This window comes from Streptomyces sp. NPDC057445, assembly GCF_042802855.1.
Classification (GTDB): domain Bacteria; phylum Actinomycetota; class Actinomycetes; order Streptomycetales; family Streptomycetaceae; genus Streptomyces.
In genome coordinates, this window is the sequence record NZ_JBHVDH010000013.1 from 153,437 (window position 1) to 176,398 (window position 22,962).

At 69.7% G+C, this 22,962-nt stretch carries 21 protein-coding genes and 2 pseudogenes; 13 read left to right on the top strand and 10 right to left on the bottom strand.

The features are described from left to right. Positions 1-48: 48 nt before the first annotated feature. A complete protein-coding gene (locus tag ACFU5O_RS25225; protein WP_384244055.1) occupies positions 49-669 on the top strand; it encodes a TetR/AcrR family transcriptional regulator C-terminal domain-containing protein in 621 nt (206 codons plus the stop codon). 104 nt (positions 670-773) lie between these two features. On the opposite strand, the gene ACFU5O_RS25230 is transcribed toward ACFU5O_RS25225, so the two are convergent. From ACFU5O_RS25230 to ACFU5O_RS25240, 3 genes are all read right to left on the bottom strand, one after another. Then, positions 774-1,340: a TetR/AcrR family transcriptional regulator gene (locus ACFU5O_RS25230; RefSeq protein WP_384244056.1), complete on the bottom strand. Its 567-nt coding sequence runs from the start codon at positions 1,338-1,340 to the stop codon at positions 774-776. A gap of 116 nt (positions 1,341-1,456) precedes the next feature. Further along, positions 1,457-2,335, bottom strand: coding sequence for an SDR family NAD(P)-dependent oxidoreductase (locus ACFU5O_RS25235; protein WP_384244058.1), 879 nt, complete (start codon positions 2,333-2,335; stop codon positions 1,457-1,459). Between the two features lie 248 nt (positions 2,336-2,583). Then, positions 2,584-3,009 (bottom strand): VOC family protein, encoded by a 426-nt coding sequence (locus tag ACFU5O_RS25240; RefSeq protein WP_384244059.1) that lies wholly within the window; start codon positions 3,007-3,009, stop codon positions 2,584-2,586. A gap of 143 nt (positions 3,010-3,152) precedes the next feature. On the opposite strand from ACFU5O_RS25240, the pseudogene ACFU5O_RS25245 reads away from it, so the two are divergent. Both ACFU5O_RS25245 and ACFU5O_RS25250 read left to right on the top strand, forming a co-directional pair. Beyond that, positions 3,153-3,291, top strand: a pseudogene (locus ACFU5O_RS25245) (transcriptional regulator); the annotation flags it as partial. Between the two features lie 225 nt (positions 3,292-3,516). Continuing rightward, positions 3,517-3,975, top strand: coding sequence for a hypothetical protein (locus tag ACFU5O_RS25250; RefSeq protein ID WP_384244060.1), 459 nt, complete (start codon positions 3,517-3,519; stop codon positions 3,973-3,975). A 4-nt stretch (positions 3,976-3,979) separates the two neighbouring features. Here the strand turns inward: ACFU5O_RS25250 and phnE are convergent, their stop codons facing one another. From phnE to ACFU5O_RS25275, 5 genes are all read right to left on the bottom strand, one after another. Beyond that, complete coding sequence (gene phnE, locus ACFU5O_RS25255) at positions 3,980-4,798, bottom strand: phosphonate ABC transporter, permease protein PhnE (protein ID WP_384244062.1); 819 nt, start codon at positions 4,796-4,798, stop codon at positions 3,980-3,982. Further along, the gene (locus tag ACFU5O_RS25260) at positions 4,795-5,508 is read right to left on the bottom strand and encodes a phosphonate ABC transporter ATP-binding protein (protein WP_384244063.1); all 714 of its coding nucleotides are present in this window, start codon (positions 5,506-5,508) and stop codon (positions 4,795-4,797) included. The genes phnE and ACFU5O_RS25260 overlap by 4 nt, the downstream gene beginning before the upstream one ends. Beyond that, positions 5,508-6,422 (bottom strand): phosphate/phosphite/phosphonate ABC transporter substrate-binding protein, encoded by a 915-nt coding sequence (locus ACFU5O_RS25265; protein WP_384244064.1) that lies wholly within the window; start codon positions 6,420-6,422, stop codon positions 5,508-5,510. The genes ACFU5O_RS25260 and ACFU5O_RS25265 overlap by 1 nt, the downstream gene beginning before the upstream one ends. 91 nt (positions 6,423-6,513) lie before the next feature. Further along, a complete protein-coding gene (locus ACFU5O_RS25270) occupies positions 6,514-8,811 on the bottom strand; it encodes an alkaline phosphatase D family protein (protein WP_384244065.1) in 2,298 nt (765 codons plus the stop codon). Positions 8,812-9,046: 235 nt separating this feature from the next. After that, entirely contained in the window at positions 9,047-10,117 is a 1,071-nt protein-coding gene (locus ACFU5O_RS25275; RefSeq protein WP_384244067.1) for a zinc-binding dehydrogenase, read from the bottom strand. A 191-nt stretch (positions 10,118-10,308) separates the two neighbouring features. On the opposite strand from ACFU5O_RS25275, the gene ACFU5O_RS25280 reads away from it, so the two are divergent. From ACFU5O_RS25280 to dhaK, 5 genes are all read left to right on the top strand, one after another. Continuing rightward, a complete protein-coding gene (locus ACFU5O_RS25280) occupies positions 10,309-11,037 on the top strand; it encodes a GntR family transcriptional regulator (RefSeq protein WP_384244069.1) in 729 nt (242 codons plus the stop codon). A 202-nt stretch (positions 11,038-11,239) separates the two neighbouring features. Next, positions 11,240-12,100 carry a ketose-bisphosphate aldolase gene (locus tag ACFU5O_RS25285; RefSeq protein WP_384244070.1) on the top strand — a complete coding sequence of 287 codons (861 nt, stop codon included), beginning with the start codon at positions 11,240-11,242 and terminating at the stop codon, positions 12,098-12,100. A 4-nt stretch (positions 12,101-12,104) separates the two neighbouring features. Further along, positions 12,105-12,971: an HAD-IA family hydrolase gene (locus tag ACFU5O_RS25290; RefSeq protein WP_384244071.1), complete on the top strand. Its 867-nt coding sequence runs from the start codon at positions 12,105-12,107 to the stop codon at positions 12,969-12,971. Between the two features lie 22 nt (positions 12,972-12,993). Beyond that, positions 12,994-13,650: a dihydroxyacetone kinase subunit DhaL gene (dhaL, locus tag ACFU5O_RS25295; RefSeq protein ID WP_384244072.1), complete on the top strand. Its 657-nt coding sequence runs from the start codon at positions 12,994-12,996 to the stop codon at positions 13,648-13,650. 71 nt (positions 13,651-13,721) lie between these two features. Continuing rightward, complete coding sequence (dhaK, locus tag ACFU5O_RS25300) at positions 13,722-14,717, top strand: dihydroxyacetone kinase subunit DhaK (RefSeq protein ID WP_384244074.1); 996 nt, start codon at positions 13,722-13,724, stop codon at positions 14,715-14,717. Between the two features lie 336 nt (positions 14,718-15,053). Here the strand turns inward: dhaK and ACFU5O_RS25305 are convergent, their stop codons facing one another. Continuing rightward, a complete protein-coding gene (locus ACFU5O_RS25305; protein ID WP_384244075.1) occupies positions 15,054-15,584 on the bottom strand; it encodes a GNAT family N-acetyltransferase in 531 nt (176 codons plus the stop codon). 18 nt (positions 15,585-15,602) lie between these two features. Between ACFU5O_RS25305 and ACFU5O_RS25310 the strand changes: the two are divergent. The 5 genes and pseudogenes from ACFU5O_RS25310 to ACFU5O_RS25330 all read left to right on the top strand — a co-directional run. Further along, a pseudogene (locus ACFU5O_RS25310) lies at positions 15,603-15,719 on the top strand (NUDIX domain-containing protein); the annotation flags it as partial. 237 nt (positions 15,720-15,956) lie between these two features. After that, positions 15,957-17,780 (top strand): FAD-binding dehydrogenase, encoded by a 1,824-nt coding sequence (locus tag ACFU5O_RS25315; protein ID WP_384244076.1) that lies wholly within the window; start codon positions 15,957-15,959, stop codon positions 17,778-17,780. 227 nt (positions 17,781-18,007) lie between these two features. Further along, the gene (locus ACFU5O_RS25320; protein WP_384244077.1) at positions 18,008-18,544 is read left to right on the top strand and encodes a cupin domain-containing protein; all 537 of its coding nucleotides are present in this window, start codon (positions 18,008-18,010) and stop codon (positions 18,542-18,544) included. Positions 18,545-18,858: 314 nt separating this feature from the next. Further along, positions 18,859-19,278: a hypothetical protein gene (locus tag ACFU5O_RS25325; RefSeq protein WP_384244079.1), complete on the top strand. Its 420-nt coding sequence runs from the start codon at positions 18,859-18,861 to the stop codon at positions 19,276-19,278. 11 nt (positions 19,279-19,289) lie between these two features. After that, a complete protein-coding gene (locus tag ACFU5O_RS25330; RefSeq protein WP_384244080.1) occupies positions 19,290-21,380 on the top strand; it encodes an NB-ARC domain-containing protein in 2,091 nt (696 codons plus the stop codon). A 176-nt stretch (positions 21,381-21,556) separates the two neighbouring features. On the opposite strand, the gene ACFU5O_RS25335 is transcribed toward ACFU5O_RS25330, so the two are convergent. Further along, positions 21,557-22,285, bottom strand: coding sequence for a hypothetical protein (locus tag ACFU5O_RS25335; protein ID WP_384244081.1), 729 nt, complete (start codon positions 22,283-22,285; stop codon positions 21,557-21,559). Positions 22,286-22,962 lie beyond the last annotated feature (677 nt).

A 22,962-nucleotide genomic window follows, 5' to 3' on the forward strand; every position in this document is an offset into this window, starting at 1 on the left:
CCCCTCCTTGGTCGTTGACCAATTACATCGTCCGACTAAACTAGGTCAGTGACCAAAAGGCAAACCGGATCATCGCCCCGCGCCCGACTGACCCCCGCCACCGTCGTGGACGCGGCCCTGCGCCTCCTCGACGACGAGGGACTGGAGGCCGTGACCACGCGCGCCGTCGCGGACCGGCTCGGTGTACGGATGAACACCGTCCTGTGGCACGTCAAGACCAAGAGTCGACTGCTGGAACTGATGGCCGACGCCATCGCCGGCACCATCGCGTACGACAACCTGCCCGGCGAGGCGGGTGAGCGAGTGAGGGAACTGATGCGCCGCTACCGGCAGTCCCTGCTCTCGCACCGCGACGGAGCCGCCCTGGTGACCGGGACATACTCGGCGGAACCGCATACCTTGCGCTTCGCGGACTCCCTGCTCGCGTCTCTCGCGGAGCACCAGAGCACGGCGGAGGCATCAGCCCGCGCCCTTTACGCCCTCGTCTACTTCACCCTCGGCCTCACCCAGGAAGAACAGGCCATGACCGACATCGACGAGGCCCGCTTCCGGGAGGCGGTGGAGGCAGGTCCCTATCCCGCACTGCGCGATTCCCAGGCCGCCCTCGCCAACGACACCTTCCCCGCGCGCTTCGAAGACGGCATCCGGCGCATCCTCGGCGCAACCTAGCAGCGAGCCCTCGAGGACAAGGGCATCCCTGTCCCGGAGATCGCGAAGAAGCCCACCATCGAGGTCGGCAGGAACGCGGGCAGCCAGCCGTCGGTCGCCTCGCTCTACCGGGCCTCGAGGCCTTCCAGCAGCGCGGTCAGATAGCGGCGCGCGGTCTCGACGCGCGTGGCGGGGACGCTGTGGACGTTCGCGGCGTAGGCGATTCCGCACATGAGCGGGACCAGGTCGTCGGAGGTCAGGTCGGGGCGCACGACCCCGGCGTCGCGGGCCCGATCGAGCAGCTGTCCGCCGACCGACCACAGCGTCCGCTTCAGTTCGGTGGTGCGCGGCAGGGCGTCCCTGGGCGCGGCGGTGACCGTGGACAGGGAAGCATCGGTGACCTGCGCTTCGACGGTGCGGGTCAGGAAGCCGGTGAGGGCGCGCCAGGGGTTGTCGTCGGCCAGCGCCTGCTCGCCGTAGGCGGCGAGTGCCTCCAGGCAGGGGGTGGCGACGGTCTCAAGGAGCGCCTCGGCGGTGGGGAAGTGGCGGTAGACGGTGCCAACGCCCAACTGGGCACGGCGGGCGACGTCGTTGAGCTGCAGTGGTGTGCCTTCGTCCACGAGATCGCGGGCCACGGCGACGATCCGTTCCCAGTTGCGAGCGGCGTCCTTGCGCAGGGGGGTGGTCGTCATGGGAGAAGTCTAACTGGATGGCTCATCCGTATTGCTGTGGTGCGTGAACCGGATGAGCCACCCGTCTGCAGGATCGGCACGGAGTTGCCCCCGATCCGCGTTGCCTTCGGATCTCGTCACCCGGCCGTGAGTGGCGCGAGGTTCTCACTGAGGTGGCGGACGGCTTCGGCGATGCGGGGATCCGTTGCCGAACGGAAGGGGGCGACCGGAAGTGCCTGGGGTCCGATGACGACGCCGGTCCGGCCGGTCAGCAAGGCATCGGTCGCGGCGAAGATCGAGGGCTTGGCCGCCACGGACGCCGGGCCCGAGGTCGAGCGTTCGAACTTCCGCCTGACCAGCGGCCAGAACAGTCGCAGCCCCGGCGAGACGATCTTCGGATCGTTCATGGTGCCGTTGGTCATGTCGGTCGCTGCGCCGCCGGGGTCTGCTGCGAAGACCGACACGCCCGTGCCGTCGAGCCGGCCGGCCAGCTCCAGTGTGTAGGCGAGGTTGGCGAGCTTGGCGCGGCCGTACCAGTGGAAGCCGTAGTAGCCGCCGGGCGGCTCGACGGCGTCGAAGACTCGCTTGGCGACGCCGATCGCGCCCGAGGTGACGTTCACGATCCGGCTCGGCGTACCGGCTCGCAGTGCGGGCAGCAGCAGTTCGGTCAGCAGATATGGCGAGAGGTGGTTGACGGCGAATGTCGCCTCGATCCCGTCGGCCGAGTCCTGTCGGTCCGGGAACATCGCCCCGACGTTGTTGACCAGCACGGTCAGCGGACCGTCGGCGACGATCCGGTCGGCGAGAGCGCGGACCGCGTCGAGCGATGCGAGGTCGGTTGCCAGGAACCGGGCGGGATGTGCCGGTGCCGTGGCGTTGATCCGTTCGATCGCACGGGCACCGCGGTCGGCGTTGCGCCCGACCACGGTGACTGCGAGGCCTGCCGCGGCCAGCCCCAAGGCGGTCTCCAAACCGATTCCCGCTGTTCCTGCTGTGACCACCGCTGTCTGCTTCATCGCGCGACCCGTTCCGTCTATGTGGATTAGTTATCCGCTTGATGTCACCGTAGCAGATCCGGATGACCTATCCGATTGACGTTGAGGGGGGGGGCGTCGCGGCACCCCAACCAGCGTCCGGTTCCGGCCGAACGGCGTGAACCGAGGCGGGAGCCTCCGCGCTCAGGGGAGTCCTCATCGCGGCAAGCCCGGGTGGCGGATGCCCGCCACCCGGGCCGGGTGGGCTTTGGGTCAGAACGCGGCGGTGGTCAGGAGGCGTTGTACTCGCTGACGACATCCACGACCCAGGTGATGCCGAACCGGTCCTTCAGCATTCCGTACAGGGGCGCCCACTGCGCGGGTCCCAGCGGCTGCAGCACGGTCGCGCCGTCGGAGAGCCTCTCCCAGTACGCGGTGATCTCCTCGGCCGTCTCGCCGCGGAGCGAGACGAAGAACGCGTTCTCGCCCTGGTGCCACGGCAGATGCGAGGGCACGTCGTAGGCCATCACGCCGAAGCCGCTGCCCGCGGCCACCTGGCCCCACATCACCTGGTCCGCCTCTGACGGGTCCTGGACGTTTCCGGCGTCCTTATACGTGACCACGACCAGGTCCCCGCCGAACACGGACTGGTAGAACGTGAGCGCCGCGCGGGCGTCACCTCGGAAGTTCAGGTGGGTCACGGTGTTGACGGACATGATCGGCTCCTTGCCTCTCGAATCATTGCGTTCGGGCGGTCCTGCGCTTCCCGGGTCCGGGTTGCTCGCGCCCCGCTCGATGACCTCACCGTCGCAGGAGAAGAGGACAGGTTGTGGCCGCTTCTCGCGGCGATAGGGGAATCATGCAGAAGACCTCAGCGCGACTGCTCACCGCTCCTGCTGCTCCAGGCGCGCCGAGGCCGGCCGGGGGCGCTGCCGACCGAGCGGCTGGACATCAGCCCGCGCGCCGTGCGCCGTGATGGCGACCGCTCGCGTGAGCTTGCGGCCGCGAGAACCCCGGGTCCCGCACGATCGAGCTTGCCGTCACCCGGCGGAAGGCGACCGGACCCGGACGGCGCATCGGCAGCCCGTTCTTCAACCCCGGTGGGCCCGGTGGACCCAGGACCACGGTGCTCCCGCTGATCCACGACCGGATCCCCGAACCGCTGCGGGGACGCTCCGGCATCGTCGGCCGGGATCCCCGAGGCGTCGGAGAACCGCACCGCCGTGCGCTGTTTCGGCAGCCCGCAGGAAGCCCTCGCCCGGCAGGAACGGCTTCCGTCCGGCTTCCCCGTCGGGGAGGCGGAACGGGACACCTGGATCACGGCGACCGCCGATCTCGGCCGGCGCTGCGAACAGCGGGACGCCGCACTGCTGCGCTACGTCTCCACGGCCGACACCGCCCGCGACCTCGACCGGCTACGACAAGCCCTGGGCGACCTGCGGCTCGGCCATCTCCGCATCCCCTACGGGACGTTCCTCGGCGCCACCTACGCCAACCTCTTCCCGCTCTTCCCGGCCACGGTCCGTGCGATGGTCCGACACCGACACAGAGCCCTGCGGCCGGGTCTCCGACGGCCCCGTCAACGACCCCCGCCTGAGCGCTTGCTGCGCAACCGCGCCGCCCACGGCCCCGCCGTCGTACCCAGGTTTCGACTGGAAGAAGGCCTCCAGGAAGAACCGTGAGCGGTCAGGTGAGGCGACGCCGTACGGCGGCCGACACGCGGTCCACCGCCACGATGAGGACGAGGACCACCAGGATGTGCGTCAGCATCTCGTCGAACTGGAACAGCTTGATGGACTGGTTGATGAGGAAACCGATGCCGCCCGCGCCCACCAGGCCGAGCACCAGCGACGAACGCACATTGACGTCGAGCCGGTACAGGAGCAGCCCCGCCAATTGCGGGGTCACCGCGGGCAGCAAAGCGTGCGCGGCGATCTGGATCCGGCTCGCGCCCGCCGACCGCAGAACCTGGGTGGGTCCGGGGTCGGCGTCCTCCAGGGCCTCGGCCCACAGCTTGCCCATCACGCCCACGTTGTGACACAGCAGAGCGAGCACGCCCGGGAACGGACCCAGCCCGACGGCCGTCACGAAGACCAGCGCGAAGACCACGTCGGGCACCGCGCGCAGGAACGACAGTAGGGACCGGGCTGCCTGGTAGACCCAGGTGGACGGGGCGGTGCCGCGCGCCGCGAGCAGCGCCAAGGCGAGGGAGAACGGCACCGACAGGGTGGTGCCCAGCAGACCGATCCACAGTGTCACCAGGGCGCCGTCGAGGCTCGGACGCAGCACGTCCCACTCCAGAGCGGGCGGGAACGCCTCGCCTATGAAGTCGACCATGCCGCGCCGGCCCTCGGCCAGCGCCCCGAGGGACATCTCCGTGGTGTTCCAGGCGATCACATGCGCGGTGACCACCACTGCGGCGATGCCCCAGCCTGCGAAGAGCGCGCGGGGGCGCGGCGGCCTGGGTGGCACGGGGAGGCGCCGGACGTCGTCGATGCTGGTCATGAAACGGCCTCCACAACCGCAGGCTGGTACAGGATGTCGATGTTCTGCCCCGGCGACCCGTCCAGCAGCACCCGGCCGTCGCGCAGGCCGACCACGCGGTCGGCGTGGCGGGCGGCGAGGGACGGCTGGTGCAGGACGGCGAGCACGGCGAGACCGTCGTCGTGGGCGAGTTCGGCGAGCAGGCCGAGCACCTGCTCCGTCGCGGCGGGGTCCAGCGCGGACACCGGTTCGTCGGCGAGAACGACCCGCGGGCGCTGGCACAGGGCACGGGCCACCGCCACGCGCTGCTGCTGGCCGCCGGAGAGACTGCCGGCGAGGTCGTGCGCCCGGTCGGCGAGACCTACCCGGTCCAAGCAGGCCATGGCCTCCTCGCGCAGGTGCCGCGGGAACAGGGCCGGCGTCAGCGAATGGCGCAGACGGAGCCGGCCCAGGGCGCCGGCGCAGACGTTGTCCAGGACGCTGCGCCGGCGGACCAGGTGGATGTGCTGGAAGACCATGGCCATGTCGAGCGGACCGCAGGGCCTTCCGTCGACGGTCACGCTGCCCGCAGCCATCGGCTCGAGTCCGGCGGCGGCACGCAGCAGGGTCGACTTCCCGGACCCGTTGGCCCCGAGCACGGCAAGCAACTCGCCCCGGGCGACGGTGACATCGATCCCGTGCAGCACCTGCCGCTCGCCGTACCGCACCGTGATCCGGGACAGCGCGAGCATCAGACGTCCTTCTCGGTGAGGTTGAGCGACGTGGCCAGATCGAAGAGGGGCTGGTACGTCGACTTGTCGACGGCGATGAGGGGCGCCGGCGGGTCGACGTCGAGCAGCGCGCCGAGCTTGGCGACCTTGTCGGCCGGGAGCTTCAGCAGCGCGTCGGTCACAGCCTTCTTGAACGCGGCGTCGAGCTCGCCGCGGACGGTGATCGGGTCGTTGGGGATAGGGTCCGAGGCCCAGACCTTGCGGAACTTCGACGGGTCGAAGGTGCCCGAGTCGGTGGCGCTCGCCAGCTGCTGGGAGTTGATCTCGGCGGCGTCGACGGTGCCCTTCGCCAGGGCGAGCAGGGCCTCGGGGTGGCCGCCGGCGTAGTTGACCCTGACGTCGGCCTTCTTCAGGCCGGCGTCGAGCATGGCCTTGCGGGGGAGGGCGTCGCCGGAGGTCGAACCGATCGACCCCAGGGCGAGGGAGTGCCCCTTGAGGTCCTCGACCGTCTTGATCGGTGAGTCCTTCGGCACCCAGATGCCGGCGGTGTAGCTGGACACCTTGCCCTTGCCGTCGCTGAAGGAGGCGACGGCCTCCGCCTGGGCGCGCTTGCTGGCGAACACATAGCCGAGCGGGCCGAAGACGGCGATGTCGAGCTTGCCGTTCTCCATGGCGAGGACCTCCGCGGAGTAGTCCTCGGTGACGGTCAGCTCCACCTCGCAGTCCAGGCTTTCGCCCAGTGCGTCGGCGAGGACCTCGGCGGCGGGTGTCAGCTTGGCCGGATCCTCGAAGGGCTCGACACCGAAGCGGATCTTGCCGCCGGGGCAGGTGGCCGAGTCGGACGTGGAGGCGTCCGAGGCACCCCCACAGGCGGTCAGGCTCAGGGCTGCGGCCACGACGAGTGAGGTGGCGAGGGCGAGACGGCGGACAGGCACAGTGGACTCCGAAGAGAGGAAGAACAGGGAGGGTGAGGATGCTGGTGAAGTGGGGGGAGTCGCTCGCCGGGGCGGCTACGAGCACAAGGTGTCAGCCGTAGCCACCCCGGTCAACACTTGTATCTACAGGTTGCCGAGTGTTCATCTGGGCGTCGCGAACAGGTTGTCGCGGGCGCGGGAGAGCGCCGACTCGGCGCCGGGGAACATCCGATCGGCGGCCCTGGTCGTCCCCGCGCCGGCCCTGGTCCTCCCCGCGCCGGCCCTTGGCGCCGTGCCCGGGCCGCTTGGGGTAGGCGGTGTGGCCCAGCTCCGCCGCGGTGCGGGTCACCTCGAAGAGGTGCTTGCCTGCCCGGTTGATCCAGGTCGCGGTCAGGGTGGGCATGTCCAGCGTGGTGTCGGCCACCAGCTTCAGGAAGACGTGCGGTTCGACCGCGCTGTGCACCAGGAAGGGACTGGGCACGTTGAGGCCGGGAATCGTGCTGTCGTGCAGGGGGCTGACGATGAACTGCCACAGGTCGTAGCCCACGCGGGGACCGTAGTTCAGGGCGCGGGAGACGTGGATGTCACCGCCGATCAGGAAGCACCCGGGGATCCGCTCCGTGGCGATGAAGTCGTAGATCGCGTCGCGTTCGTGGGAGTAGGTGCCCCAGTCGTCGGACTCGCTGTTCTGCTTGTCGTCCCAGATCATGCCGGTGGCGATGGCCTTGAAAGGGGCGGTGCTCCGGGTGAGCCGCTCGCGCAACCAGTTCCATTGCACCGTGCCGAGACAGGTCGATTTGTCGGGGTCGGCCCAACTGGGCGCGGTACGGCTGAACCAGCGCGGATCGAGCAGGAAGACCTCGATCGGACCGCGCCGGAAGGATGTATAGATACCTTCGCCGTCTTCCCGCTTGGTGAGGATCCTGCCATCGGCGGTCTGTCCGAAGCTGGCATTGGCACGGTAGTTGACGAAGGCCGTACGGTTCTGGCGCTTGCTCGCGTAGTCACCGTGCTTGTCGTTGCCGCCGAAGTCGTGGTCGTCCCACGTGGCCCAGACGGGCATGGAACTGATCATCTTCGAGATCTCCGGCTGCACCAGGAACGTGCGGTGCTTTTTGCGCGCCGGCTTCAGGTCGGAGGTGTCCACGTACGGGGTGTCGCCGAGCATGACGAAGCTGTCGCACCCCTCCTCCATGATCTTCGTCCACACCGGGTCGGGGACCGACGGCGCACAGGAACCCATGCCCATGGTGACGACGGAGGGCCGGTCGGGGTCGGGGGAGGTGGTGAACGATCCGGTCATCGGGGTGAAGCCGGCCGACTCGCGGACGGGAGCGAGTGAGAACTCGTACGTCGTGTCCGGCCGCAGTCCGCGCAGGTGGGCGACGAGGGTGTTGTCGTTGGCGGTGTCGAGCTCCGTGGTGACCGACCGCCAGGCGCTGCCGGAACCGCGCGTCTTAGCCTCACGGTAGGCACAGCGCCAGCGGGTGTACAGGGAAGGGTCGAGGCCGGGGCGGGCCCAGACGCGGGCGCTGTCCGGCTCGGTGTGGCCCACCATGGGGCCGACCGGCTGCTCGGGCGGCATCGGCGTGGGCACCACGGCGGGGGCCGTACCGGTGCGGACCATCCGGACGTAGCCGGCCAGTGCCGTGAAGAACGCCGCGCTGTCCGCCACGGCCTGGTCCGGCTGAACCGCCTTGCCGGCACTGTCGAAGACCTTGTCGACGGTCAGGCTGGACACCAGGAACCGCCCGCCGCCGAACTCGCCCTCCAGCAGGGCGGGCGGGAAACCGGAGGGCGCGCAGGCCATCAGGACCCGCATCGACCGCCATTCGCCGACGGTCTCGTAGCTCACCCGGGGGCCGGTGTTCCGGCCGGTGAACAGCCTGCCGTTGCTGATCCGCTGTCCCGCTACCAGCGGGTGGTCGGCGACGACGGGGTGGATCGTGTCGTAGTCCGCGTCGGTGCGTATCGCGGACATGTCGGTCGGCAGATACGCCACGGCCGCGCCGTACTGGTCGGACTGGGCCAGATCCAGCACGACGCGCCTCTCGGCCGCGAACTGCCGCAGCGAGACGGAGTGTTCGGCGACGTAGTCGAGGTACTCGCTGTTGTTGTTGGTGAACGTCCCGAAGGCGATCAGGTCGACCGGTTCGGGCTGATCGGTGGCGGCGCGAGTGAGGTCGAGGGGGACGACCTCGAAGCCGGCGCGGCGCAGAAGTTCGGCCAGGCCGAGGCTCTTGGTCCAGGGGTCGACGAACTCCAGGACAGCAGCGCGCAGGGGGCTTTCGGCTTCGGCGGCGCGCGGGACGCCGTCGACCGCGGAGGCCGGCGAGGCGGTTGTCACCGCGAACGCGGCGGCAACGCCGCCCGTCAGCACCTTCCGTCTGTGCAGGCCGTTGTCTGTCATCTCTTCTCCTCCTGAACGTCGCGCCCTTGCCCGCGCACGGCGAGCAGGGGCGGCGAACGATCGGTCCGTGTGAGGGGTGCGAAGAGACGTTCCCAGGCAACGGAGGGGCGCACAACGACATGTATTGATAAGTCATGCATCGTTCATATAGGCATGGGACTTCGGTCCTCTGTGTTCGTTGGCTTGTAAGGTCAAGTGCGAGGGGTCGGGCCGATGCGGGGTGCCGCTCCCACCGTCATCGCGCGGTCGGCAGGACGGCCTGGCGTGGAGCCGCCGCGCGGCCGGCGGCCTCGACCGCGGCGCCGATCGCGTCGAGTGGGTAGGCGCCCGTGACGAGGTCGGCGAACGGGTGGCTGCGATGGTGTCCGGCCAGGAAGGTCACGGCTGCCTGCAGGTCGGCGGGCCGGTAGTTGTGCACCCCTGTGACCGTGCGCAGCCCGCGCACCATCCATTCGGGGTCGAGGGGGACGGAACCCGCCGGCGAGACGGAGCCCGCCAGCACGGCGGTGCCGCCGGTGTCGAGGGCGGCGAGGCAGGTCCGCACCGCCTCCGTGCGGCCGGAGAGTTCCAGGGCGACGTCGATGGTGTCCGTCGGTTCGTCGACGTCCTGGACGCGTGCGGCGCCGAACTGTTCGGCCTGAGCCCGCCGGGCGGGGGACGGGTCGACGGCGGTCACGTGCGCGCCGGCCCGGGCGGCCATGGCCACCGCGGTGAGGCCCAGCATGCCCGCCCCGGTGACCAGTACGCGGCGTCCCTCGAGGGGGCCGGCGGCTTCGACGGCAGCGGCGACGGTGGCCGTGGCGCAGGAGGCGGGGCCGGCCACCGGGTCCGGCAGGCCGTCGGGTACGGCCACGACGGCCGTGCCCGGCAACAACACGCAGTGGGTGGCGAACCCGCCGGTCAGCGGGGCGTGTTCGTCGAGGGGCTCGTGACCGTACTTGCGCAAGTGCCGGCATTTCTGGGGTGCGCCGCGCCGGCAGCGGTCGCAGCTTCCGCAGGAAGCCGTGACCGACCAGACCACACGCAGACCGGGCACCACCGGTGTGCCGTCCACGCACGCCGGGGCGTCGGAGCCGACGGCAACGACGGTGCCCACCTGTTCGTGTCCCAGCACCGAGGGGGTCGGTGACGGCCTGCGTCCGCGCACCGTGTGCAGGTCGCTGCCGCACACGGTGGCCAGATCGATGCGCACCAGTACCTCTCCGGGGCCTGGCCGGCCCGGTGTGGTGGCGCGGACCAGCGAGAACGGCCGGCCGACGCCGTCCCAGCGGGCATAACGGACGTCAATGAAGTCTTCCGAGGTCACCGGCACCACACGCCTAACCTGTCACTGTTGCAGTCAATGGATCACCAACATATATAGACAAGAACAGGAGTGGGGAGGGCGTGAGGGTACGGAACTTTGGGTGAACAACAGGCGTGCACCCAGCTGGTACTGCCCGATGGCAGTCCCGCGCGGCCAAGCGGGCCACCGCCCAGACCTGTAAGGTCAAGTTCATGGCCACCCCAATGCACCGCTCCATCGCGGGCGAGCTCCGCCATCGCATTCGCTCCGGAGCCCTCCGGGTCGGCGAGTTCCTGCCGTCCGAGGCCCATCTGTGCGAAGAGTTCTCGGCATCACGTGGCCCGGTCCGCCAAGCACTTGCCGCACTACGGGACGAGGGGCTCATCGGGGGTGGACAGGGCAAGCGGGCGGTGGTGCTGGACGCCGTGCCGAGCCAGCCGTTCGAGTCCTTCCTGTCCTTCACCCGGCGCGCGGAACTGACCGGCTACACGCCGGGTCAGAGGCTCCAGGAGATCGCACTGCGCCGCCCCGAGCCGGAGATCGGCGCGGCCCTTCAGATCGACCCCGACGATCTCGCCGTCCAGCTCATCCGGCTGAGGCTGCTCGACGGGCGGCCGGCGATGCTGGAACGGATGACGTACGTCGAAGCCGTAGGCCGCCCGCTGATCTCCGCGGACCTGGACGCCGGCTCGATCTACGCACTGCTCACCGACCAGGGGGTGGACCTGCACTCGGCCCGGCACACCTTCGACGCCATCCCCGCGGATCCGCTCGACGCCAAGCTCCTCGACGTCCCCGAGGGCACGCCGCTGTTGCGGGAGAGGCGCCTGACCACCGACTCCCAGGGCATGCCCATCGAGTGGTCCGACGACCGCTACCGCTCGGACATCGCGACGGTGACCGTGACCAATACGCGAAGCTCCCGCACCGCAATGCTCTGAGGACCGGAGGGGCGGACCGCACCGGCTACCGGCGAGCGAACTCCGCCGGCCGCCCATTGCGGCGTCCACTCCTCGTGATCCAGGCCCCGTCCCGCTCGTGGAACGACGGGCCGCCGGGGCCGCCTGGATCCAGGCTACAAGTGGCGGGGTGTGATTCGCGGGCGTGGAATGGAGGGGGCGGGGGCGGAAACGTGGAGGCGCCGTGGGTGTGACACCGCTGACCGAGATCCTCTCCGGGCCTTTCAACGAGCGCTACGCCGTACCGGCCATCAACGTGTTCAACGACCTCACTCTGGAGGCCGTGCTGACGGCCGCGGTGGAGAACGCGTCGCCGCTGATCGTGCAGACCTCCGTGAAGACGGTCAAGTCCATCGGCAGCGACGTGCTCTATGCCATGTGGACCGCGATGACCGCCGGCATCGAGGTGCCTGTCGCCCTGCACCTGGATCACTGCCCGGAACGCGAGGTCATCACCGAGTGCCTGCGGCGGGGGTGGAACTCGGTGCTCTTCGACGCCTCCAAGCTGCCGGTCGAGGAGAACATGCGGCAGACCGTCGAGGTCGTCGCGGAGGCTCGTGCGTACGGTGCCGCGGTCGAGGGCGAGATCGAGTCGATCACTGGTGTGGAGGACGGCATCGGCAGCGACATCGCCGCCGAACAGCAGGACCTCGCGGTCGCGCTGGAGTTCCTGCGGACCACACAGGTCGACGTCTTCGCACCGGCGATCGGGAACGCCCACGGCTCCTACAAGCAGGCGCCGGTGCTCGACGCCCAGCGCGTGTCCGACCTCGTGGCGGCCTATCCGGTACCGATCGCGCTGCACGGCGGTAGCGGACTGTCCGACGAGCAGTTCCGCGACCTGATCTCCCGGGGGTGCGCGAAGGTCAACATCTCGACCGCCCTCAAGGAGACGTTCATGAAGTCGAATCTGGCCTTCCTCAGAACGGCGGAGGAGCGGCAGAAGTGGGATCCGCCGTCGCTCTTCCGGGCCGTTCGCCAGGATGTCATCGAGTTGGCCGGTTCCCTGATGAGGCTCTTCGGCAGCGCCGGGCGGGCGGGCTGAGACCGTGCCCGCGCTCATCTTCGACTGCGACGGCGTCCTCGCCGATACCGAACGCGACGGACACCTGCCCGCATTCAACGAGACGTTCGAGGAATTCGGTCTGCCCGTCCGTTGGAGCGACGAGGAGTACGCGGAGAAGCTGAAGGTCGGCGGCGGCAAGGAGCGGATGCGGACACTGCTGACCCCCGACTTCGTCGCCGCCGCCGGTCTGCCCACCGACCCGGCCGCACTTGAGGAGCAGCTCGCCGGCTGGCACCGGCGCAAGACCGAGATCTACACCGGGATCATCCGCAGCGGAGGCATTCCGCCCAGGCCCGGCGTGCGGCGGGTCGCCGCGGAGGCCCACGAGGCCGGGTGGACGCTCGCGGTCGCCTCCACCTCCGCGGAGGCGTCCGTCCGCAGCGTGCTCGAACTCGCCATGGGTCCCGAACTGGCCGCTCACTTCAGCGTGTTCGCAGGGGACGTGGTCCAGCGGAAGAAGCCCGCCCCGGACATCTACGCTTTCGCCGTACACCGGTTGGGCCTCGATCCGGCGCGCGTCGTCGCGATCGAGGACAGCCGCAACGGGATGCTGGCCGCGCTCGGCAGCGGGCTGGCCTGCGCCGTCACGACCAGCACCTACACCGAGGAAGAGGACTTCACCGGGGCCTCCCTGGTGGTCACCTCGCTCGGCGACCCGCCGCCGGAGGACACCGTCACCCGGGTGCTGAGCGATCCGCTCGGCGCCCGTCCGGGGCCATGGGTGGTGCTCGCCGACCTGGCCGTCCTGCTCAGCGCCGGGGGCGACGCAGGCTCCACCGCATCCTCCGGTTCGTCCGCAGCTGGGCCGCTCGACTCCGCACCGCCCGGTCCGGATCCTCGTTCGCACTGACGTCGTGGCAGTCAGGAGAGTCATGTCATCGCCATCGACACCCGTCGGCGACCTCGCCTTCGTCGTCCGGACCATGGCCCGGACGGCGGTCGACAACGAAAAGGCATTCGGTGACCTCGACGCCGTCGCGGGTGACGGGGACTTCGGGTACTCACTCGCCCGCGGCTTCGAGATCGTGCTCGCCGACTGGGACGCCCTCGCATCCGGCTCGCCGGCCGAATTCCTGAAGAAGGTCGCTCTGGTGATCTCCAAGCGAGTCGGCGGTACGTCGGGGCCGCTCTGGGGCACAGCCTTTCTGCGTGCGTCCGGGGCCGTGAAGGACCGGTCGGAGCTGGACGCCGCGGATGCGGTGGCCATGCTGCGGGCCGCGGCCGAGGGGATCAAGGCGCGGGGCAAGTCCGACCTCGGCGACAAGACGCTGCTGGACGCGCTGATACCGATGACCGATGCCCTGGAGCAGCGGCTGGCCGAGGGCGGACCGGGGGCCGGTGCGGCGGAACTCGCCCGGCTGGCCGCCACGACGGCCCGTACCGCGGCCGACGCGACTACATCGATGCAGGCCCGACGCGGCCGCCAGAGCTACACCGGTGAGCGCAGTATCGGCTCGCCGGACCCGGGCGCGGTGGCGGTCGCGGTCATGGCGGAGCGCGTCGCCGCCGAGTGGGACGCACGCGACTGACGGAAGCCGGCGGGCCCGGCTCCCGGTCCGCCTCCCAGCGGCCGGGACCGGCACCACGAAGGAGTTACGGGATGAAGAAGTTCGTCAACGACCCGAAGGACTACGTTGCGGAGATGCTGGAGGGGCTCGCCCTGGCCAACCCCGACACGCTGAAGTACGTCCCCGAGTACAACCTGATCATGCGCGCCGACGCTCCGCAGGAGAACAAGGTCTCCATCGTGCAGGGCTCCGGGTCCGGTCACGAGCCGGCGCATGTGATGACCGTCGGCAAGGGGATGCTCGACGCGGCCTGTCCAGGCGACGTGTTCTCCGCGCCGCCCGCCGACTCCGTCTACGAGACGGTCAAGCTGGTCGCCTCCCCGAAGGGCGTTCTGCTGCTGGTCAACAACTACACCGGGGACCGGATGGCCTTCGAGATGGCCGAGGAGCTGTCCCAGGCCGACGGGGTGACCGTCCGTACTCTCTTCATCGATGACGACGTGGCCGTACAGGACTCGACGTACACCGTCGGTCGGCGCGGGGTGGCCGGCAACTTCTTCGTGATGAAGGCCGTCGGCGCGGCCGCCGAGCGGGGTGCGGACCTCGACGAGGTGCACCGGATCGGAGAGAAGGTCAACTCCGTCACCCGAACGATGGGCATGGCGCTCACCGCTTGCACACCGCCCGCGAAGGGCTCGCCGCTGTTCGACCTGCCCGAAGACGCGGTGGAGATGGGCGTGGGCATCCACGGCGAGCCGGGCCGGAAGCGGGAGAAGCTCCAGTCGGCGGACGCGATGGTGCGCGAGCTCGTCAGCGCGGTGGTGGACGACCTGCCGTACGCCTCCGGTGACCGCGTCGCACTGATGGTCAACGGCCTCGGCGGCACACCTGTCGGAGAGCTCTACTTGGTGTACGGACGGGCCCACAAGCAACTGACCGAGCGAGGCATCGAGATCGGGCGCAGCTACGTGGGTGAGTACTGCACGTCGCTCGACATGGCCGGCGCCTCCGTCACACTGGTCCGGCTGGACGACGAGATCTCCGATCTGCTCGCCGACGCCGCCGAGATCCCGATCCGCGTGTTCTGACGGGCCGACGACACCCCTCGCCCGGAGGACCAGGCGCCGCGAAGACCTCGGTCCGGCAGCTTCTCCGTGGGGCCGGCCGTGCCGGAGTACTGCCGCTGCACATAGACAGAGGCGGCGCCCTTTCGCAGGGGCCGCCCGCGTTCCTGGCCGGGGCGGTCGGCCACCGAACTTCGACGAGACCGACTGTCGCGAGCGCCATGCGGTCGAGTGCGGTCTGTCGCCTCAAACGCAACCATGCCGTGGCTACCCGATATGACAAACTCGCCGTCCGCTACGAAGCAGCCGTGGTGGTCACGGCCAACAACGAGTGGCTCACCACCACGGCTGCACCACTGCCTACAGAGTGATCCAGTAGCGGCGCTTGATGCCCGCGTCGGTGGTGCGGGTGTCCTCCAGGACGCCACCGTTGCGCTCGATGCTGCGCGCCGATCCGACATTGTCGTCGTCGCAGGTGACGAGGACCCGGCCCAGACCGAATGCACGGGCCTCGGGCAGAACCGCCCCGAGGGCCCACGTGGCCAAGCCGCGCCTGCGGGCGGAGGGCCGGATGCTGTAGCCGATGTGTCCGCCGACATCGAGCAGAAAGGCGTTCAGGTAGTGCCGCAGATCGATGGCTCCCAAATAGTTGTCGTCCTCGACGATCCACCAGTGGGTGGCGTGGACGCGCCCTTCTCCCACGGCAACTGACCTGTCCGACTGCTGCTGCAGTTGCTCGACCCACGCTGAGAAGACCTCGGGGCTGTCGAGGTCGGCTTCACGTGCGAGACGCAAGCCGGTCCCGTCCTGGTGGGCACCTGGAGACCACTCGTCACGCGCCGCGAGCCACGACGAATGGAATCGAACTGTGGGTGTGATCAGTTCAGGCATGCGGGCGACGATAACGCAGGCGGCAGGGTTGAGCGCGCGGAAGATCCGTTCGATGCGGTGATCCGGGAGGTCGCTGAGGGGACTGGTTCGGATGCTGTGGTTGAACGCCTGCTGGGAGTGGACTCCTCACTCCTGAACCGGTCAGGTTCTCCGCGGTTCGGGTCCGAGCGGGCCGCAGCCCCAACTCGCCCTGTGTCAAGTGCTGTTCCTATGAAGGAACAGGCTGTTGAGGCTGGAATGTGGTTGACGGCGCACCACTCTGGTGGCCGGTAAACCCGTGGGCTACCGTCGGTAACACTGGTCAGAACGCCATGTCGCCCGGCACCTCTTGCTCGTACCCGCACCGACAGCACCCCTGGACGGAAGGTAGCCATGGAGAACTCCAGAGACAATTCCGCAGCGCGTCACGGGGACGGCGCCGAGGAGCCCGTCGGCATCAGCCGCCGCAGGGCCCTCCACGTCGCCGGCGGGGTGCTCGCCGGGGCCGCCCTGGCCGCCCAGGCCTTCCCCGCGTTCGCCGCCGGGTCGCAGGACGCCGACGCGATCGTCGTCGGGCACGGCCTCGCCGGCCTGGTCGCCACGGCCGAACTCGCCGCCGCAGGCCGCAAGGTGCTCCTCCTGGACCAGGAGCCGGAGGCGAACCTCGGCGGTCAGGCGTTCTGGTCCTTCGGCGGGCTGTTCTTCGTCGACTCGCACGAGCAGCGCCTGATGGGCATCAAGGACTCGCACGACCTGGCCTGGCAGGACTGGCTCGGCACGGCGGGCTTCGACCGGGGCATCACCGACCCTTCTGGCCAGGACCACTGGGCGTACAAGTGGGCCGAGTCGTATGTGGACTTCGCCGCCGGGGAGAAGCGGTCCTGGCTCTCCGGCCTGGGCGTTCAATGGTTCCCGATCGTCGGCTGGGCCGAGCGCGGTGGCGGCCTTGCGGACGGCCACGGCAACTCGGTGCCACGCTTTCACGTCACCTGGGGCACCGGCCCGGCGATCGTCGAGCCGTTCGAGAAGAAGGTGCGGACCGCCGTCGCGGACGGGAAGGTGACCTTCAAGTTCCGGCACCGTGTGGACGGCATCGTCACGACGGGAGGCGTCGTCACCGGCGTACGCGGTGCGGTCCTGGAACCGAGCGACGCCGCACGCGGCAAACCCAGTTCCCGCACCGTCGTCGGAGACTTCGAACTCCGCGCCCCCGTCGTGGTCGTCACCTCCGGCGGCATCGGCGCCAACCACGATCTCGTCCGCCAGAACTGGCCCTCGCGTCTCGGCACCCCGCCGAAGTTCATGGTCACCGGCGTGCCCGCGTACGTGGACGGCCGCATGCTCGCGATCACCGAGAAGGCAGGCGGACGGATCGTCAACCCCGACCGCATGTGGCACTACACCGAGGGCCTCAGGAACTATGACCCGATCTGGCCCGGCCACGGCATCCGCATCCTGCCCGGCCCGTCGTCGATGTGGTTCGACGCGAAGGGCCGCCGTTTCGGCAGCCCGGACATCCCGGGCTACGACACCCTGCACACCCTGAAGTCGATCACGGACACCGGCCACGACTACTCCTGGTTCGTCACCACCCAGAAGATCCTTGCCAAGGAGTTCGCGCTCTCCGGCTCCGAGCAGAACCCGGATCTCACCAACAAGGACATCTGGAAACTGCTCTCACGGATCTGGCAGAGCCCGGAGCCGATCGAGAAGTTCAAGAAGAACGGCGCCGACTTCGTGGTCGCCACCACACTCCCCGACCTCGTCGCCGGGATGAACAAGTTGACGGGTGACAACCTGATCGACCTCGCTGACCTCAAGCGGCAGATCGAGGCACGGGATCGCGAGATCAACAACCCGTACACCAAGGACGTCCAGGTCATGGGTATCCGCAACGCCCTTGCCTATGCCGGAGACTCGATCAGCCGCACGTCCTCGGCACACAGGATCCTGGACTCCAGCGCCGGCCCGCTGATCGCCGTACGCCTCAACATCCTCACCCGCAAGACCCTCGGTGGCCTCCAGACCGACCTCTCGGGCCGCGTCCTGAACGCCTCCGGGAGCCCGATTCCCGGTCTGTACGCGGCCGGCGAGGTCGCGGGCTTCGGCGGCGGCGGAGTCCACGGCTACCGCTCCCTGGAAGGCACATTCCTCGGTGGCTGCCTCTTCTCCGGCCGACAAGCAGGACGCGCAGCCGCAGCGGCCACGGCGACCTGACGCGAGGGCGGCGAGGGGAAGCCCGGCCCCTCGCCGCCGACCGCGGCCCGGGCGGCTCCCCGGGCGGACGAATCCCGCACCCACGGCAGCCGAAGAAGCGGCGGTGGAACCCGAAGGCCCGCGACGCGGACGTCAGGGCGGGGCGGTGAACGGGAACCGACCCCTTGCTCCCCTACGCTTCCGGCGCCGCTCATGACAGCCCGGACAGTTCTGGGCACAATGCCGCCATGAACGATCAACAACCCCGCCCTCCTGCCCGCCCGCTGCTGCGCCGTCCCCAGGACGGTGAACTTCTGGACGTCGCCGGCGTCGCGCACTTCTTCCGGCTCACCGGCGAGCACACGGGCGGGCACTTCGCCTTCGAGGAGTTCAGCCTCGCTCCCGGCACCCTTGGGGCCAGGCCACATGTGCACGAAGGACACGACGAGTACTTCTACGTCCTTGACGGCGAGTTGACGCTCCACACCGGAGACGGCGAGGTGACGGCCGGCCCCGGACATCTGCTCGCCGCCACCCGCGGCACCCCCCACGGCTTCCGCAACGCGGGCCCGGTTCCCGTACGCGCGCTGTGCCTCTACACCCCCGCCGGCTACGAGAACTACTTCCGCGACGTCCATGCCGCCGTGAGCGCCGGCGCCGAGGCGACCGACGAGCTGCTGGCCGAATTCCGCAGCCGTTACCGGACCCGGTCCCACCAGGTTCCCCGGACGGGCCCAAGTCCCGCATCAGGCAACGCTCGCACTGTCGCCGACGACGCGTACTGACCGAGTTCGCCGGTCGCCCCGCCTCGCTTCTCCTCGCCTCGCCTCGCCTCTCCTCGCCTCGGTCCGGGCACGGAATCGGCGCCACCAAGGGTGCTGCGTCCGTCGGATGCGAACGCCGAAGTCGGTCAGTACGTGTTATCGCCCTCCAGGCCGCCCACCTCGATGTCCCCGACCCGTGAAGGGTCGACCCGGCGCGGATCGTCGCTCGCGCTGGTGCGGGGCGGGTCCTCGGTGGGGTGGCGGCCGTGCCGCCGCCCCGCACGTGTTTTGCGAGCACTCCTCCGATCGGCGCCCCGGCACGGGATGATTCCCCCATGAGAGCAAGGATGTTGCTGTGGACCGGAGTTCTCCTGTGCGCGGCGGGCGCGGTCATGCTGCTCGTGGTCGCAGTCGTCGACCTCGGCAAGGCGGACCAGACGGCGAGCGTGACCGGCGGCGTTGTGGGGCTGGTGGGCCTCGCGCTCGCGCTGTACGCGCAGTTCGGCCCACCCTCCACGCCGCCCGCCCGGTCGGGGGTCAACGCCTCCGGCGATGGGGCGATCGCGGCGGGCGGGAACATCGGGGTCGCGTCGACGGGAGGCGGAGTGACGGGTGGTGGTACGGCGCCTACGCCTCCGTCCCCCACGCCCGCACCGCCTCCGGGCACGCTGCGGCAGCCCGGCAACGTGAATGCTTCGGGTAAGGGCTCCATCGCGGCGGGCGGCGACATCGGTTCGGCGTCGACGGGCAACTGATGAGTACGGGGATGGGCACGGGGTCCTCGGCCGAGTCGTCCGGCGATCGATCGATCGCTGCAGCCCGGTCGATCCGGCAGGCACTCACCGGGGACCACGCGGTCGCGATGCACGTGGAGAAGTCGCTGACACTGCCGCCGGAGGCGTTCGAGCTGCCCCAGGCGCCGCCGCACATGGTCAATCTCCCGGAACGGGCGCGCCTGTTCATCGGCCGGGAACGCGAACTTGCCCGGCTCGACGAGGCGTTCAGGGATACGGGCGGCGTAGTCGTACAGGCGGTGCACGGCCTGGGCGGTATCGGGAAGTCGACGCTTGCGGCGCGGTGGTGTGCGGGACGGGCGGGTGCGTACAACCCCGTGTGGTGGGTCACGGCGGAGACCCCGGCCGATTTGGAGTCCGGCCTGGCGGACATGGCCGTGGCACTCCAGCCGGCCCTGCGCGACGCGCTGTCACGGGAGGCGTTGCGCGAGCTGGCGGTACAGTGGCTGTCGTCGCACGACGGCTGGCTGCTGGTGCTGGACAACGTGTCCGATCCGGCAGACGTGAAGCCGCTGCTGGGGCGGGCGACGGGTGGGCACTTCCTGATCACCACGCGCCGGGCCACGGGCTGGCACGGGATCGCCGAGTCGCTGTCCCTGGACGTACTCGAACTGGCGCAGGCGGTCGAGCTGTTCGGGCGGATCCACGGCGGCCCGGTGGCGGATGTGGAGGAGTTGTGCGGCGAGTTGGGGTGCCTGCCGCTGGCCGTGGAGCAGGCGGCGGCGTACTGCGTGGAGGCGCGCATCAGCCCGCGTGCGTATCTGGATCTCCTCGCCCGGTATCCCGAGCAGGTCTTCGCGAACAGGGCGGAGGGCGGCGACGCGGAGCGCACGATCGCCCGTATCTGGCGCGTGACGCTGGACCGGCTCGCGGACACGCCGCTCGCAGCGAGGATCCTGCTCGTCATCGCATGGTGGGCGCCGGGCGGGATCCCTCGCGCTTATTTGGACGCTCTGGGCGGAGGGCCGAACGTGACGGAGGCGCTCCGTCGCCTGGCCGCGCACAGCATGATCAGCCTGCATGAAGACGGGACGATCTCGGTGCACCGGCTGGTGCAGGCAGTGGCGCGTACCGGGGATCCGGACGATCCGCACCGGCGCCTTGCGGATGTCGTGACCGCCCGTGACGCCGCTGCCATGCTCCTCATGATCGACGAAGAGCTCTCCGCGAGTGCCGCCTGGGTACCTCACGCAGAGGTCCTTGGGCGCCGGTTGCCTCCGGAACACATGTCGAAAGCGGTGGTGTTGCTCGTCGAAAAGATCGGGTCATGGCACCAGGCGCGCTTGTCACATGCCCGTGCTTCGGAGTGGTACGAGATCGCGATGACGGCTGCAGAGGCATGGCCCGAACAGGACCACGAGCTCACCCTGTTCACCCGCCGGGCCTTCGCCCGCCAATGTGGGTACATGGGGGACGGGGAACGCGCGTTGGCGCTGGTTCGCGAGAACCTGGCCATGGCCAGGCGTCTGTACGGGCGCAAGGACGCACGAACGTTCGCGGCAGCGGCTGCCCTGGCGGCGGGAATGCTGGACCAAGGCGATCTCGACGGCGGGATGTCCCTGGCCGTGAAGAACGCGAAGAGAGCCGAACGGGTCTTCGGCAGCACCCATCGGGTCACCCTCCATGCTGACGGGGTGCTTGCGCGGGGCTGGGCTCTGTTGGCCGAGTCGGACGTCGACCGGTACGCGACAAGAGCGGCCGACGAGATCGAGCGTCGGCTCGACAAGGCGGCCGAGGCCACGGACAACGCATACGAGTGGGTCCACGCCCTTCTGTGGGAGTTCGGTTCGGCTCTGATGGCGGCGGGAGATCTCGCGGGCGCGATCAGCGCCACGGAGCGAGCTGTTGAGCTTCACTCATCGCGCTCCGACCTGAGGGTCCGCGAGACGCTGCCTGACCGCAGCCGACTCGCCATGCTGCTCTGGGACACAGGAGACCTCCACCGTGGCAGAGAACTCGCCGCCGCCCTCCTGACGGACGCCGAGCACGCACTGGGCGAGGCCCCCTACGTCCAGGACCTGCGCGAACTCTTCTCCCCTCTCCTGGCCCCGGACGACACCTGAACCCCCCTCGCATCTCCCGCGCAGACGCGAGCAGCAGTTCCGCGCGCTCGCCGCGTCAGCCGGACCAGCGAGTTCCTCTCCCGCCACTACGCCAAGTTCCTGGACGGCGTTCGGGGAAAGGCCCACCGCTGCGTACCCCGGCCCGCGCGGGCCGGGCCCGTGTGGGCGGTCGAAGGTCAGGTCGGCGAGCCCCAGGCTGTCGTGAGTCCCTCCAGCCATGCGGGCGGGAGTTCGGCGGCGTCCCACTCCTCCCGCAGCGCCGACTGTGCCGTGGCGAGCCGTTCCAGTACGGCGATGCTGGTGGGGGAGTGGATGAGGGAGTTGCGGCCGTGGACGGCGATGACGCTGCCGGGTCCGTACTCCCTGTACAGCCGCTCCAGGCGTGCTCGGTTGTCCGAGGCGAACTGCGCCAGCGGCCCCGCGTATCCGGCCCGTTGCCTGGAGTTCATGGTGCCGAGGACGGCGATGAGCACCTGCTCGGAGACCTCGGGATCGAGGTCGGAGGCGGTGGTGAAAGAGAGGTAGAGAGGCATGACCGCCACCTTGGCTCGCTCTACCTGCATTCTGCTGACGGGAGGGCGGGCATCCGGAGAGGTGGCCGACGGGTCAGGGTCGACGGCATGCCGTAGTGCTCGTTCGGCGAGGTCGCCGAGTTCGTCGGTGACGGCCTGGGTGCCGTCGAGCCAGCCGGCCTCGTAGAGCTCACCCTTCTCCCCTGGCGCCCCCCGCCCGAGCCCGCTGATCTCCCTGTGCGCGAGGGCGAGGGCACCAGCCTCGACCAGCCCGATCAGCTCCTCCGCGTCGCCGGAGAAGACCCCCGCCCGGCCGAGGAGCTGGAGGAGCGTCTGCTTCGCGTTGACGCCGGCCGCGTCGAGATGCTGCCGTCCCTCTTCGGCGGCGTTCATGGGGTCCTCCACATCACATGGCCCGTGTCGTGCGCGTACGGGAAACGCTTCGTTCAAAGACTCAACGCTCGGTGGACGTCCTGAGCTCCCCTCGGGGCACGGCGTACGCATGTTCCCACTTCTCCGGTCCTCGGCCGCTGACGCTCTCGGTGCCCGCGACGGCTCCACCCTCGGCCACCTTGTCGTACGGAGCCTCAGCGCGGACCGATCCGGGCCGCCACCCACGGGACGCTGAGGCCGGTGGATGCCGCCAGTTCCCGCAGGGTGGCGCCCTCGTAGGTGCGTTCACGCAGCCACATGGTGATGCTCCGGGCGCCGACACGCTCGGCGGCGGCGCGATCGTTGAGCGCTATGCGCGGCCGTCATGCGGTCGTCGGCGGCCCGGGACTGTGAGCGGCGGCCGACGTTCAGGCTCTCTCGTCGTATCCGCCGCAGTTCCTCCGGTTCCGCCCCTTCGTTGATGCTGTCCCAGCGCCTGCGGGTCAGTTCGCCGGAACGGGCCATGGCTCGGCCTGCCGAGAAGCGCGCCTGATCCTCCTTCGACGCCAGGTGGCCGACGCGGCGGGTGAGGGACTGCTCCTGGGAAAGGGATCGCGCGCTCAGAGCCCGGGTGCGTAGCAGGCCGAACGTGCGAAAGGCCCGCCCGCACACATGGCAGCCTTGCAACAAGCGGGGAG

Coding starts and splice junctions, on each gene's coding strand:
- ACFU5O_RS25325 (WP_384244079.1), top strand. CDS start 18,859: ATGAGAGCAAGGATGTTGCTGTGGACCGGAGTTCTCCTGTGCGCGGCG.
- ACFU5O_RS25280 (WP_384244069.1), top strand. CDS start 10,309: ATGGCCACCCCAATGCACCGCTCCATCGCGGGCGAGCTCCGCCATCGC.
- ACFU5O_RS25230 (WP_384244056.1), bottom strand. CDS start 1,340: ATGACGACCACCCCCCTGCGCAAGGACGCCGCTCGCAACTGGGAACGG.
- ACFU5O_RS25320 (WP_384244077.1), top strand. CDS start 18,008: ATGAACGATCAACAACCCCGCCCTCCTGCCCGCCCGCTGCTGCGCCGT.
- dhaK (WP_384244074.1), top strand. CDS start 13,722: ATGAAGAAGTTCGTCAACGACCCGAAGGACTACGTTGCGGAGATGCTG.
- phnE (WP_384244062.1), bottom strand. CDS start 4,798: ATGACCAGCATCGACGACGTCCGGCGCCTCCCCGTGCCACCCAGGCCG.
- ACFU5O_RS25315 (WP_384244076.1), top strand. CDS start 15,957: ATGGAGAACTCCAGAGACAATTCCGCAGCGCGTCACGGGGACGGCGCC.
- dhaL (WP_384244072.1), top strand. CDS start 12,994: ATGTCATCGCCATCGACACCCGTCGGCGACCTCGCCTTCGTCGTCCGG.
- ACFU5O_RS25235 (WP_384244058.1), bottom strand. CDS start 2,335: ATGAAGCAGACAGCGGTGGTCACAGCAGGAACAGCGGGAATCGGTTTG.
- ACFU5O_RS25240 (WP_384244059.1), bottom strand. CDS start 3,009: ATGTCCGTCAACACCGTGACCCACCTGAACTTCCGAGGTGACGCCCGC.
- ACFU5O_RS25335 (WP_384244081.1), bottom strand. CDS start 22,285: ATGAACGCCGCCGAAGAGGGACGGCAGCATCTCGACGCGGCCGGCGTC.
- ACFU5O_RS25330 (WP_384244080.1), top strand. CDS start 19,290: ATGGGCACGGGGTCCTCGGCCGAGTCGTCCGGCGATCGATCGATCGCT.
- ACFU5O_RS25270 (WP_384244065.1), bottom strand. CDS start 8,811: ATGACAGACAACGGCCTGCACAGACGGAAGGTGCTGACGGGCGGCGTT.
- ACFU5O_RS25260 (WP_384244063.1), bottom strand. CDS start 5,508: ATGCTCGCGCTGTCCCGGATCACGGTGCGGTACGGCGAGCGGCAGGTG.
- ACFU5O_RS25305 (WP_384244075.1), bottom strand. CDS start 15,584: ATGCCTGAACTGATCACACCCACAGTTCGATTCCATTCGTCGTGGCTC.